The organism is Streptomyces europaeiscabiei, from assembly GCF_001550375.1.
GTDB classification, from domain to species: domain Bacteria; phylum Actinomycetota; class Actinomycetes; order Streptomycetales; family Streptomycetaceae; genus Streptomyces; species Streptomyces europaeiscabiei.
Map to the genome: position 1 here is coordinate 1 of NZ_LRTR01000287.1, position 12380 is coordinate 12380.

Sequence of the window (12380 nt, forward strand, 5' to 3'; positions counted from 1 at the left end):
ACTCCGCCCCGGCTCGGCCGGCCCCGCCACCCGCAGGAGCGCAGTCGAGGGTTGACCACCGCGGCGCCGACGCCCGGTTCGCCACACCACCCCACACCAGCCCCAGCGCCCCCGCGCCCTCCCCGCACCCCTCCCCACCCCGTACTCCACGTCACCTTCGTGCGATCCGACAAACCCCTGCCGTCCCACTCTTCGGAAGCCCCCACAAAGCCACCCGCCCCCTGCGGCTAGGCTGACACCGTGAAGGTCCTCGTCATTGGTACCGGTGCCCGTGAGCACGCGCTGTGCCGTTCGCTGTCCCTCGACTCCGATGTCACCGTCCACTGCGCGCCCGGCAACGCGGGCACCGCGGAGGTGGCCGAGTCGCACCCGGTCGACGCGCTCGACGGCGCCGCCGTGACCGCGCTGGCCACGCGGCTGGAGGCCGACCTGGTGATCGTGGGGCCGGAGGCCCCGCTGGTCGCGGGTGTCGCCGACGCCGTGCGCGCGGCGGGCATCCCGGTGTTCGGTCCGTCCGGTGAGGCCGCGCAACTGGAGGGCTCCAAGGCCTTCGCCAAGGAGGTCATGGCCGGGGCCGGCGTGCCCACCGCGCGGTCGTACGTCTGCACCACAGCCGAGGAGATCGACGAGGCGCTGGACGCCTTCGGCGCGCCGTACGTCGTGAAGGACGACGGGCTCGCGGCCGGCAAGGGCGTCGTCGTGACGGCGGACCTCGCCGAGGCCCGTGAGCACGCGCTCGCCTGCGGCCGGGTCGTCATCGAGGAGTTCCTGGACGGCCCCGAGGTCTCCCTCTTCGCCATCACCGACGGTGTGACCGTCGTCCCGCTCCAGCCCGCGCAGGACTTCAAGCGCGCGCTCGACGGCGACGAGGGCCCCAACACCGGCGGCATGGGTGCGTACTCGCCGCTCCCGTGGGCCGACCCGAAGCTGGTCGACGAGGTCCTGGAGACCGTGCTGCAGCCGACGGTCGACGAGATGCGGCGTCGCGGCACCCCGTTCTCCGGTCTGCTCTACGCGGGCCTGGCGATCACCGGCCGAGGCGTACGGGTGATCGAGTTCAACGCGCGGTTCGGTGACCCGGAGACCCAGGTCGTCCTCGCCCGCCTCAAGACCCCGCTGGCCGGTGTCCTGCTCGCAGCCGCCAACGGCACGCTCGGCGACCTCGAACCCCTCCGGTGGAGCGGCGACGCGGCCGTCACCGTGGTCGTGGCCTCGCACAACTACCCGGGCACGCCGCGCACCGGCGACCCCATCACGGGCCTCGACGAGGTCGCCGCCGTGGACGCCCCGCACGCGTACGTCCTGCACGCCGGCACCAAGCGCGCCGGTGACGACGTCGTCAGCGCCGGCGGCCGCGTCCTCTCCGTCACGGCGACCGGCAAGGACCTCACCGAGGCCCGCGACCGGGCCTACACCGCCGTCGCCCGCATCGGCCTCGACGGCTCCCAGCACCGTGCGGACATCGCGGCGAAGGCGGCGGCCGAGGCGTGACCGACTGACGGCCGGCTTTCCACGCCCCTCGCGCCCTTCCGCACGCATCTCCACGCATCCATACGCATCCGCCCCCTTCGCGACATCCGCATGCGAAGCACCAGCAACGGGTACGAACCCCAGGCCCCGGAATCCCACGGAGACCCCCAGGAACCCCTGGAAAATCCGCCGGAATCCGGGGCCCGATCCTTGCCCAGCGTCATTCACCTCTCCCCAAAGCCATTCCATCGAGTGAGCGATGGCCTATCCGGCTGACGGCGGCCGGGGCCCCAACTAGGGTGCGGCGCAAGTGTTCCGGCACTTGGCCCACCGGCATTGCGATGTCGGTGGGCGGTGCCACAGTGGGGGAGTGAGCAACGTCAGGGCATTCGGCGATGGCCACTGTGACGAGCAGTCGTCGCAGGCGTCGCGGTGTGCGCCGCACGGGACAGCAGGGGGTGACGTCGGGCCGTGACCGGTATGGCAGGTGGTGAGGAGGCGGGCGTGCAGGCCGCGCGCGCCCGGGCTCTCGCCGTGCTGCGTGTCCGCAGCAGGGCGCTGGCCGTGGCAGTGCTGCCCGCGGCGGTCGCCGTCGTCCTGCTGGTCGGTGGGTCGACCGGCCGTCTGACCGGCGCGGGCTGGTCCCTGGCGAGCCGGGTCGTGTCCGGCCTCGCCGTCGTCGTGCTGCTGGCCGCCGCGGGCATCGCGCTCGTCGTCGCCCGCTCCAGGCCCGCCGTGAGCCCCACGGTGCCGGTCACCGAGGCGTCCGCGCCCGATCTCTACCGCCTGGTCCGCGACCTGGCCGACCGCCTCGACGTCCCGCCCCCCTCCGCGATAGCGCTCACCCCGGACTGCGACAGCTGGCTGGAGGACCGCACCCACCCCTCCCACAACCCGCCCGCCACGCCCCGGCCCACCCACTCCTCGACCGACGGGGCCGACGCGGTGGGCGGCCCCGGTGGCGAGCGGGCCGACGAGATGGCGGGTGCCGGCGGATCGTTGTCCGGACCGCAGTCCCGTCTGCAGTCCGGTCCGGAGCCAGGACTCTCCTCCCACGGGCGGCACCGTGCGCCCGTCGCCCCCGTGCTCGTCATCGGCTCGCCCTTCCTGTGGTGGATGCGGGTCGGTGAGCTACGAGCGGTGCTGGCACCGGTCGTCGCGGGTACGGGACCGTCGGCGCACCCGGACATAGCCGCGGCCCGTCGCTTCGTGCGCGGGCTGGACGCCGCCGTGGCCGTCAGCTCGGCCCCGACGCGCGGCCCGGTCGTCCGTACGGTGCTGGCCGGTGTCGGCTGGGTCACCCGGCTGCTCCTGCGCGGCTGCCGGGGGCACGCGGCCGAGATGGAGCGCGGGGTCGCCGCGGCGGCGGCCGAGCGCGCACAGGCTGTGGACTACGGTCTGCGGATCGTCGCGCAGGAGCAGGTCGGCCTGGCCTACGCGGGCTGGGACCGTCTCCTCACCCGGGTCGCGCTGCCCGCGTGGCGGATGGGCCGCTGGCCGTCCCGCCTGGACGCGGGTGTCGTCGCCGCGCTCACGGAGCTGTCCCGCCGCGACCGTCTCGCCGAGGGCTTCGCCTCCCGCCTGGGCGAGCGCCCCGCCTGCGACCTCCTCGAAGAGCCCGGCACGGTCGACGAGGCCACGTCCCTCCTCGCCGCCCGCCTCTTCCACGGCGGCCCCGCCGAGTCCGGCCCCGACTGGTCCCCGGTCGACTGGCACGAGTACCCGGACGAGGTCGTCGACCGTAAATGGCGCACCGACGCGGCCCGCCTCCACCGCGTCCTCGACACCCTGGGCGTCCGCCACACGACGAGCGACCGCACCACCGACCCGACCGGCCCGGCCCTCGGCGGCCCCACCCTCTCCCGCGTACTGAACCACCTGACCACCCCGCCCCTCGCCCCGGGCGCCCCCGCCGACAGCGAGCCGCGCCCGCGAACCGCCGAAGGCCCCGAGCCGGGCACCGAAGCCGCCGGCCAGCCGCTTCCCGAAGCCCCCGCCACCCCCGAGCCGCTTCCCGAAGCCCCTCAAGGCCGAAAGCCGGGGCACGAGCACAACCCGGCCCACGAGCCGGACGGGCACCACATATCCCTTCGTGACGACGGCGACGGCGACGGCGACGGCGACGATGACGGTGACGGTGACGGCCGTGACGGCGTCGACGGCCATGACTGCGGCGACGGCGACGACGGTGACGAACCCGGTCTCGCCAACGCCCGGTCCGCCGCTCTCGCCGTCGCGTTGACCGCCGAGCTGGCGCGGGAGGAGGAGGCGGCCCCGGCCGCCGTGACCACCGCGGCCGGTGGAGCCGAGACGCAGGGGCCGGACCGGGCGCTGTGGGACGACGGGCTGCTGCCGCTGTTCCCCATGCAGCCGCCCCGCACGGGCCGCGAGCTGCTGACGGAGCACGTCGCCGCGATGGTCTGCTGCGCGGCGATGGACACCGCGGGCGCGACCCCGGGCCTGGACTGGCTGGACGGCCCCTCCCTCCTCGTCGACGGCGTACGGGCGGCCGACCTCGCCCCCCGCGTCCTGACCCTCGTGGAGGACGGCGACCCCGCCCCCCTGCGCGACTGGCTCAGCCGCCTCGGGGTCCGCCCGGAGAAACCGGTCCGCCTGGTCTGACCGCCACCGCCCACCAGCCCACCAGCCCGGCCGCCACCGCCCACCAGCCCGGCCGCCACCGCCCGCCAGCCCGGCCGGCCCAGACCACCAGCCCGGCCGACCCGACCACCCCGCCTCGACCGTCCGGTCCCGTGCAGTGCCGTCCGTCTCGTCCAGTGCCGTCCCGACCAGCCACAACACCCCACGACCACCGCCGATCACCCACACCCGGCCCCCCGGCTCACCCCGGCTCTCCCAACTCCCCATCCGGATCACACCGTTCCACTCTTGCCGATTCGCGACGAACGGTGACGGAGCGCGTGCGTAATGTGATGTGCTGGGACCGATCGCGTACGTAGCAAGGGCTTGCGACAGCTCGCGGGGGACGAGGGAGGGGAGAACTCATGGGCTCGGAGCACCACCAGATCCGCCGTTGGGAATCGGGCGCCCTCGCCCACGCCGTGACGGACCCTTTCGGTCAGGGCCCGGTGCCCTGGCTGCGGGGCAATGTGACGTACTTCGACGACACCGGCCACGTGGTCCCCTGGTATGTGGAGCCCGGCCCGCCCGAGCCCCGCGCACCGGCCAAAGGCGCCCGCGTCCCCGCCCCCCGTACCCCGCCGGGCCCTCGCTCCGCCGACGACGTGCACCGCCAGATCAAGGGGTTCACGGCGACCGGAGCGGCCGCTCCCGGCCAGTCCATCGACTTCCACATCACCGTGGACCCGCCCCAGGAATTCGGCGTCGACATCTACCGCATCGGCCACTTCAGCGGCGACGGCGCGGCGAAGATCACCACCAGCCCCCGCCTGTCCGGCATCGTCCAGCCCCCGCCCCTCACGGCCGACCGCACGGTCTCCTGTCACCACTGGTGGCTCTCCTGGCGGCTGCAGATCCCGAGCTACTGGAACGTCGGCGCGTACGTGGCGGTCCTGACCACCGCCGACGGCTACCGCTCCCACGTGCCGTTCACCATCCGCGACGACCGCCCGGCCGACCTGCTGCTCCTGCTCCCGGACATCACCTGGCAGGCGTACAACCTGTACCCGGAGGACGGCCGCACCGGCGCCAGCCTCTACCACGCCTGGGACGAGGACGGCCGGCTGCTCGGCGAGTCCGACGCCGCGACGACCGTCTCCTTCGACCGTCCGTACGCCGGCGCCGGCCTCCCTCTCCACGTCGGCCACGCCTACGACTTCATCCGCTGGGCCGAGCGCTACGGCTACGACCTCGCCTACGCCGACGCCCGCGACCTGCACTCCGGCCGCGTCGACCCCAGCCGCTACCGGGGGCTGGTCTTCCCGGGCCACGACGAGTACTGGTCGCCGCAGATGCGCCGCACCACCGAACTCGCCCGTGACAGCGGCACCTCGCTGGTCTTCCTCTCCTCCAACACCATGTACTGGCAGGTGGAGCTGGGCCCGTCCCCGTCAGGTGTCCCCGACCGCCTCCTCACCTGCCGAAAACGCCGGGGCCCCGGCAAACCCGCACTGTGGCGCGAGATCGACCGCCCCGAGCAGCAGTTGATGGGCATCCAGTACGAGGGCCGGGTCCCCGAACCACACCCCCTGGTCGTGCGCAACGCCGACCACTGGCTCTGGGACGCGACCGGCGCCCACGAGAACGACGAGCTGGCAGGCATGGTCGCCGGCGAGGCCGACCGCTACTTCCCGCGCACCCCGCTCCCCGAGCACCAGGGCCGCATCCTCCTCGCCCACTCCCCGTACCGGGACAGCGGCGACGCCCTCCGCCATCAGGAGACGTCCCTGTACCGGGCCCCCTCCGGCGCCTGGGTCTTCGCATCCGGAACGTTCGCCTGGTCCCCGGCCCTGGACCGTCCGGGCCACGTAGACACCCGGGTCCAGCGGGCCACCGCAAACCTCCTGGACCGCATCTGCAAACGCGACTGAGCCCAGTGAGCGCAACCCCTGGCCAAGATCGGTTGCCCGCGTACGGGAGAATCGAGCCACTTGGACATCACCACGGGGAGGAACCGTGTCCGGATTCGTAGAAAAGCCCGAGCCGATCCAGGTTCCGGGCCTGGTGCATCTGCACACCGGCAAGGTGCGCGAGCTGTACCAGAACGAGGCGGGCGACCTCGTGATGGTCGCCAGCGACCGAACGTCCGCGTTCGACTGGGTACTGCCGACGGAGATCCCCGACAAGGGGCGCGTCCTCACGCAGCTGTCCCTCTGGTGGTTCGACCAGCTCGCCGACCTGGTCCCGAACCACGTCCTGAGCACCGAACTCCCGCCGGGTGCCCCCGCCGACTGGGCGGGCCGCACCCTGATCTGCAAGTCGCTCAAGATGGTCCCGGTGGAGGCCGTGGCCCGCGGCTACCTCACCGGCTCGGGCCTCGTCGAGTACCGCGAGAGCCGTACGGTCTGCGGCCTCGCCCTCCCCGAGGGCCTGGTCGACGGCTCGGAGCTGCCCGCGCCGATCTTCACCCCGGCCACCAAGGCCGCCGTCGGCGAGCACGACGAGAACGTGTCGTACGAGGAGGTCGCCCGCCAGGTCGGCGCGGAGACCGCCGCCCAGCTGCGCCAGACGACTCTCGCCGTGTACGGCCGCGCCCGGGACATCGCCCGTGACCGGGGCATCATCCTGGCCGACACCAAGTTCGAGTTCGGCTTCGAGGGCGACATCCTGGTCCTCGCCGACGAGGTCCTCACCCCGGACTCGTCCCGCTTCTGGCCGGCCGACCTGTGGGAGCCGGGCCGTGCCCAGCAGTCCTTCGACAAGCAGTTCGTCCGCGACTGGCTGACCTCGGACGCCTCCGGCTGGGACCGCGCGAGCGAGCAGCCCCCGCCGCCGCTGCCCGAGGAGATCGTCGCCGCGACCCGCGCCAAGTACGTGGAGGCGTACGAGCGTCTGACGGGCACGGGCTGGCGCTAGTGCCGCGGCAGGCGACCTTCGCCCCGTCGCGACGCCCGGCACGCTTCCCACTGCCTTGAGGACGTGGGAGGTGCCGCCACTCGCCGCACCGGCCGAAGACCCGAGTACATCCAGTACAAGGGCCTTCGGCCGGCACGCCGAGAGCACACACCGGACGCCGCCACTTCACGGGCAAACGCCTCCACGGGCAAACGCTGCCGGCCGTGGCACCAGGGAGGACGAAGAAGGCCCCGGTCCACTGGACCAGGGCCTTCTTTCACGAGCGGACGACCAGGTTCGAACTGGCGACCTCAACCTTGGCAAGGTTGCGCTCTACCAACTGAGCTACGTCCGCGCTGCGCCGTGGCGCGAGGCCTACTATACCCAACCTCGCTCCCGTGCGAGACGCACCGCCGCGTGCCGGTTCTCCACCCCGAGCTTGGACACGGCCGACGACAGATAGTTCCGGACAGTCCCCTGGGACAGCGCGGCCCGCTCGGCGATCTCCGTGACGGGTGCCCCGTCGGCGGCGAGTTCCAGGACCTCGGCCTCCCGCGCGGTGAGCGGGGAGTCGCCGGAGGAGATCGCGTCGGCGGCCAACTCCGGATCCACATAACGGTTCCCCGCGTGGACGGCCCGGATGATCTCCGCGAGCCGTTGTGCGCTGACGGTCTTGGGGACGAACCCGCGCACACCTGCCGCCAGCGCCCGCTTGAGATGCCCCGGCCGACCGTGACCGGTGACGATCAGCACGCGGCAGCCCGGCAGTTCGGCCCGCAGCGATGTGGCGACCCTCACACCGTCCGCCCCCGGCATCTGCAGGTCCAGCACGGCCACATCCGGCTTGTGCGCCATCGCCATCGCCAGCGCCTCCGGGCCGCTCGCCGCCTGCGCGACCACCACCAGGTCGTCCTCCAACCCCAGCAACGCGGCCAGCGCCCCCCGGATCAGATGCTCGTCGTCGGCGAGCAACAGCCGCACGGGCCGCCCGTCCGCCGCCGCCTCCGGTACGCCCGTCATGACGCGGCCCCTCGTACGACCGCCTGGCCGACCGCGGCCGACGTACCCCTCGCGGCCGAGCCCGCCGTGGAAGCCGAGCCCGAGTTCTCGGCGGACGCCGACTCCACAGAGGGCAGCGGCACCCGCGCCACCACCCGGAACACCTCTTCGCCCACCGGCCCCGCCTCCAGCGTCCCGTCCACCACCGCCAGCCGCTCCCGCAGCCCGGCGAGCCCGGACCCGGCGCCGACGGAACGCCCTGCGTCCTCCTCCGCACCGGCCGCCCGTATCCCGTCGTTCTCCACGGTCAGCACCGCCTGCCCCTCCGTCACCATCAACACCACCGTGCACCGCACGGCGTTACCGTGCCGGAGCACGTTCGTCGTCCCTTCCCGCACCACCCAGGCGAGCGCGGACTGCACCTCGCCGGGCAGCCCGGCGGTGTCCGCCCCGTCGACCGAGCAGGTGATGCCGGCCGCCGCCAGTACGCCCCGCGCACCGGAGAGTTCGACCCCGAGGTCGGCCTCCCGGTAGCCGCGTACGACATCCCGTACCTCGCGCTGCGACTCCTGCGCGATCCGCTGGACCTCGATCATCTGCTCGACGGCCTCGGGCCGTTCCCGGCGGGCCAGCTGGACGGCCAGCTCGCTCTTCAGGGCGATGACCGCGAGGTTGCGGCCGATCACGTCGTGCAGGTCGCGCCCGAAGCGGAGCCGCTCCTCGGCGACCGCGAGCCGTGCGCGGGTCTCGCGGGCGTCGGCGAGTTCGTAGACGGCCGTGAGGAGCCAGACGGAGAAGACGGAGGTGAGGGCGAGGGAGGTGGTGCCGATCAGCACCACCACCAGGGCCGCCAGTGCGGAGCTCCCACCGGCCCCGGCGCCGAGGGCCGACGCCCCGCCGCCCGTGGCGAAGGCCACGATCACGGTCGCCAGGCGACGGCGGCTGCGGACACCGAGCGCGATGGTACCGACGCCGAAGATCAGCACGCCCCCGAACGTCGCGAACAGCGCCGCACTGGCGTTGTCCCCGAGGGACGCGCTGTTGGCGAGCACCATCGCCACGCAGCCGACCAGCGCGGTGACGACCCCGATGGTCCAGAGCAGGTGTACGGGCTGCTCACGGCGGCCGCGCACCCAGTCGAGCGCCCGGGAGACCGCGACCGAGCAGAGCGCGCCGTGCACGGTCACCAGGGCGAAGACCCAGCCCGCGTACCGCAGGGGTATCTGGCCGAAGAGCGGTATCCCGAACCCGCCGACCTCGATCAACGGGAAGGTCTGGAACGACCACCGCGTGTACGTCTCCACCTTCGCCGGTGTGCTCTTCGTCCGCCACCAAGCCCCCGGCCCCTTCATGGCCCAACCCCCCTCATCGGCGCGGTTCCCAGCGGAACCACCGCTGTACAGCAAACACCGCGAGCACGGTCCAGGCCAGCGCGGTGGCGAGGGCGCCCAGGGCGTCGTACGCGGACAGGTCGCCGGTCCAGCCGCCGCGCACCAGCGTGATCACAGGGCTGAGCGGCAGCAGTTCGCAGACGGACGCCACGCGGTCGGGCAGTACTTCGAGCGGCACGGTGATGCCCGACCCGAGCAGGGACACGAGCATCAGCGGCAGGCTGGTGACCTGCGCGCTCTCGGCGGTACGGCTGAGGCTCGCGGTGACCGCCGCCAGGGCCACGCACAGAACGACGCCCAGCAGCACCCCCAGCACGGCCAGGTGCGGCGCGGGCGGCGCCCCGACGTCGAGCAGGACCGTGCAGCCGATCGCGAGGAGCACGCACTGTCCGAGCCCGATGCCGGCGGCGGGCAGCGCGGCCCCGACCAGGATCTCCGGGTCGCGCAGCTCACCGGTCCGCAGCCGTTTCAGGACGAGTTCCTCGCGGCGTACGACGTAGATGTTGGTCAGGGCGGTGTAGACCGCGAAGAGCAGCGAGAAGCCGATGGCGGCGGGGAGCATGACCGTCCCGACGCTCAGCCCCGCTTCGCCCAGGTCCATCTCGTCCGTCGCCGTCCGCACACTGAGCGGCAGCAGCAGCGGCACGAACAGCGCCGTGAACAGCGTGGCCCGGCTCCGCCCCAGCAGCGTCAGCTCGGCGCGGGCGAGCGCCGTCATCCGGCTCCTGCGGGTCGTCCCGGCTGTGACGACCGGCGCCGCACCGGCGCCCGTCGAGGCACCCGTACCCGTATCCGTACCTGTGGTCGTGCTCATGCCGCCACCCCGTCCTTGCGCGATCCCTTGCCCGTACGCGATCCCTTGCCCGTACGTGAGCCCGCGTCCGTACGGGATTCCGTACCGGCACGCGTCGCCTCCGCCGACTCCCGGGCGATCCGCAGGAACGCCTCCTCCAACGAGGCCGACCGCACCTCCAGGCGCCGGAGCTCGACCCGCGTCCGCTCGGCCCACAGCAGCAGTCCGGTGGCCGCCCGCTGGAGTTCGTTCGTACGCAGCACCACCACGCGGTCGTGCTCCTCGTGCCCGGTGACGCCCAGTTCGCCCAGCGGCGGCAGGTCGCCCAGGAAGTACCCGGCGGGCAGTTCGAAGGAGATGCGGGACGGCTGGGAGGCGGTCACCTCGGCCGGGGTGCCGGTCGCGGCGACGGTGCCCTCGTGGAGGATGGCGAGCCGGTCGGCCAGGTCCTCCGCCTCCTCCAGGTAGTGCGTGGTGAGCAGCACGGTCGTACCCCCGTCGCGCAACTCCCGGACCAGCTCCCACGTGTCCTGGCGACCCTCCGCGTCGAGCCCGGTCGTCGGCTCGTCCAGGAAGAGGACCTCGGGGCGCCCGAGGAGCGCGAGCGCCAGGTCGAGGCGACGCTTCTCACCCCCGGACAACTGCTTGACCCGTACGTCGGCCCGCCGCCCGAGGCCGACGATCTCCAACGCCTCCCCGACGGGCCGCGCCCCGCTGGTGCAGCCGGCCCACATCCGTACCGTCTCCGCGACGGTCAGTTCGGAGGGGAAGCCGCCTTCCTGCAGCATCACGCCGATGCGGGGGCGTACGGCCGCGCGCTCCCCGTGGGGGTCGTGACCGAGGACCCGCACCCGGCCGCCGGACGGCGGCGCGAGTCCCTCCAGCAGTTCGACCGTCGATGTCTTGCCCGCGCCGTTGGTGCCGAGGAGCGCGAAGAGTTCCCCCCGGCCGACGGAGAAGGTGATCCCCCGCACGGCCTCGAAACCGCCCCCGTACACGCGTCGCAGGTCGGTGACCTCGATCACGTTCTCGTGATCGTGAGTGCTCACGCCGTCGTGCCCGTTCGTTTTCATGTCTTCAGCGTCCCGTTGGCAAGGACCGGAGAGCAGTGCGCGGTGTCATCACTCGGCATGACAAATGTCAGATGCGGGGTCTTGAACCTGGGAGTCGTGAACACGGGCGCCGGAACACGGGAGTCGGAACACGAAGAAGGCCCCGGTCCATAGAACCGGGGCCTTCTTTCACGAGCGGACGACCAGGTTCGAACTGGCGACCTCAACCTTGGCAAGGTTGCGCTCTACCAACTGAGCTACGTCCGCATTGCCTCCGACCGGCTCCCACCGATCGGCGCGAGGACTACTTTACCTGATCCACAACAGTGGTCGGTAAGTGATCCAGAGCGGGTGACAGGAATTGCACACTGCGCCTTCCCCCTGGAAGGGGGATGTTCTACTACTGAACTACACCCGCGTGACTCCGGTGAGCCGGGCCTTTCGGCCTTGCCCCTCGGCGTGCTCCAGACTCTAGCCGATCCGCCCGGGGGCAACGCAAGTCGGTTGTCCCCGGGGTCCAAGTCGGCCGTCCCCGGGGCCCGCTGACGAACCCTGAGGACCGGCCGAAGGGGGTACGCCTACTGTGCCTCGGCGAACGCCTCGTAGACCCTCTTGGGGATCCGGCCGCGCGCGGGGACGTCCAGCTTGTTGGCCTGGGCCCAGGCGCGGACGGCCGCCGGGTCCGGCGCGACCTGGGTCTGCTTGTACGTCTGGCCCGACCTCGACCGCTTGCGGCCGGCGTCGACGTAGGGCGCGAGCGCCTTACGCAGTTTCTTGGCATTGGCTTCGTTCAGGTCGATCTCGTACGACTTGCCGTCGAGTCCGAAGGCGATCGTCTCCGCCGCTTCCGAGCCGTCGATGTCGTCGGAGAGAGTGACCACGACACGCTGCGCCACGAATATCGGTCCCTTCGTGCGACATCTCTCCGTCGACGTGCCCTGACGTCGGGAAGATGTCGGCTGTCCGGCTGTTATTTGGGCAAAGTATCGGCTATTGCCAATTCATTTGTACAGTGCCCAGCATTACATTGTGAAGACAGACTTAATCCGCCCGCGTGTCCCTCGCGCAATAGGGATCCGGGATCTTTCCCAGAAGTTTTCGCGAGGGTGATCGCTCGATACCGGATCGTGACCGCTGTCACTGGGAAGCCCTGTAGTTTCCTACGAATCTACCCGCGTAGAAATTTTGTACGGGTAGTCT

9 protein-coding genes and 3 tRNA genes are annotated in these 12380 nt (G+C 72.2%); 4 read left to right on the plus strand and 8 right to left on the minus strand.

Translation table 11 applies throughout. From position 1 onward, the window contains the following. The first annotated feature begins 240 nt into the window (after positions 1-240). The 4 genes from purD (at position 241) to AWZ10_RS13935 (ending at position 6966) form a co-directional block, all read left to right on the plus strand. Entirely contained in the window at positions 241-1491 is a 1251-nt protein-coding gene (purD, locus tag AWZ10_RS13920; RefSeq protein WP_046708742.1) for a phosphoribosylamine--glycine ligase, read from the plus strand. Between the two features lie 459 nt (positions 1492-1950). After that, complete coding sequence (locus tag AWZ10_RS13925) at positions 1951-4092, plus strand: hypothetical protein (RefSeq protein ID WP_060891201.1); 2142 nt, start codon at positions 1951-1953, stop codon at positions 4090-4092. Between the two features lie 383 nt (positions 4093-4475). Continuing rightward, positions 4476-5981, plus strand: coding sequence for a N,N-dimethylformamidase beta subunit family domain-containing protein (locus AWZ10_RS13930; protein WP_060891202.1), 1506 nt, complete (start codon positions 4476-4478; stop codon positions 5979-5981). A gap of 85 nt (positions 5982-6066) precedes the next feature. Then, positions 6067-6966: a phosphoribosylaminoimidazolesuccinocarboxamide synthase gene (locus tag AWZ10_RS13935; protein ID WP_046709546.1), complete on the plus strand. Its 900-nt coding sequence runs from the start codon at positions 6067-6069 to the stop codon at positions 6964-6966. Between the two features lie 261 nt (positions 6967-7227). On the opposite strand, the gene AWZ10_RS13940 is transcribed toward AWZ10_RS13935, so the two are convergent. The 8 genes from AWZ10_RS13940 to AWZ10_RS13975 all read right to left on the minus strand — a co-directional run bounded on the left by AWZ10_RS13940 (position 7228) and on the right by AWZ10_RS13975 (position 12076). Then, positions 7228-7300, minus strand: a tRNA-Gly gene (locus AWZ10_RS13940). Positions 7301-7323: 23 nt separating this feature from the next. Next, positions 7324-7965, minus strand: a complete 642-nt coding sequence (locus AWZ10_RS13945) for a response regulator transcription factor (RefSeq protein ID WP_046709547.1) — start codon at positions 7963-7965, stop codon at positions 7324-7326. After that, the gene (locus AWZ10_RS13950; protein ID WP_046709548.1) at positions 7962-9296 is read right to left on the minus strand and encodes a sensor histidine kinase; all 1335 of its coding nucleotides are present in this window, start codon (positions 9294-9296) and stop codon (positions 7962-7964) included. The genes AWZ10_RS13945 and AWZ10_RS13950 overlap by 4 nt, the downstream gene beginning before the upstream one ends. Positions 9297-9309: 13 nt before the next feature. Beyond that, positions 9310-10149, minus strand: coding sequence for an ABC transporter permease (locus AWZ10_RS13955; protein ID WP_079104359.1), 840 nt, complete (start codon positions 10147-10149; stop codon positions 9310-9312). Next, a complete protein-coding gene (locus AWZ10_RS13960) occupies positions 10146-11201 on the minus strand; it encodes an ABC transporter ATP-binding protein (RefSeq protein ID WP_060891204.1) in 1056 nt (351 codons plus the stop codon). The genes AWZ10_RS13955 and AWZ10_RS13960 overlap by 4 nt, the downstream gene beginning before the upstream one ends. A gap of 173 nt (positions 11202-11374) precedes the next feature. Beyond that, positions 11375-11447 (minus strand) — tRNA-Gly (locus AWZ10_RS13965). 79 nt (positions 11448-11526) lie between these two features. Then, a tRNA-Gly gene (locus tag AWZ10_RS13970) sits at positions 11527-11598 on the minus strand. A 160-nt stretch (positions 11599-11758) separates the two neighbouring features. Then, entirely contained in the window at positions 11759-12076 is a 318-nt protein-coding gene (locus AWZ10_RS13975; protein ID WP_037689353.1) for a histone-like nucleoid-structuring protein Lsr2, read from the minus strand. Positions 12077-12380: the final 304 nt, after the last annotated feature.

Excerpts from the sequence above, each read along its gene's own strand:
- AWZ10_RS13925 (WP_060891201.1), top strand. The coding sequence starts at position 1,951 with ATGGCAGGTGGTGAGGAGGCGGGCGTGCAGGCCGCGCGCGCCCGGGCT.
- AWZ10_RS13930 (WP_060891202.1), top strand. The coding sequence starts at position 4,476 with ATGGGCTCGGAGCACCACCAGATCCGCCGTTGGGAATCGGGCGCCCTC.
- AWZ10_RS13945 (WP_046709547.1), bottom strand. The coding sequence starts at position 7,965 with ATGACGGGCGTACCGGAGGCGGCGGCGGACGGGCGGCCCGTGCGGCTG.
- AWZ10_RS13950 (WP_046709548.1), bottom strand. The coding sequence starts at position 9,296 with ATGAAGGGGCCGGGGGCTTGGTGGCGGACGAAGAGCACACCGGCGAAG.
- AWZ10_RS13955 (WP_079104359.1), bottom strand. The coding sequence starts at position 10,149 with ATGAGCACGACCACAGGTACGGATACGGGTACGGGTGCCTCGACGGGC.
- AWZ10_RS13960 (WP_060891204.1), bottom strand. The coding sequence starts at position 11,201 with ATGAAAACGAACGGGCACGACGGCGTGAGCACTCACGATCACGAGAAC.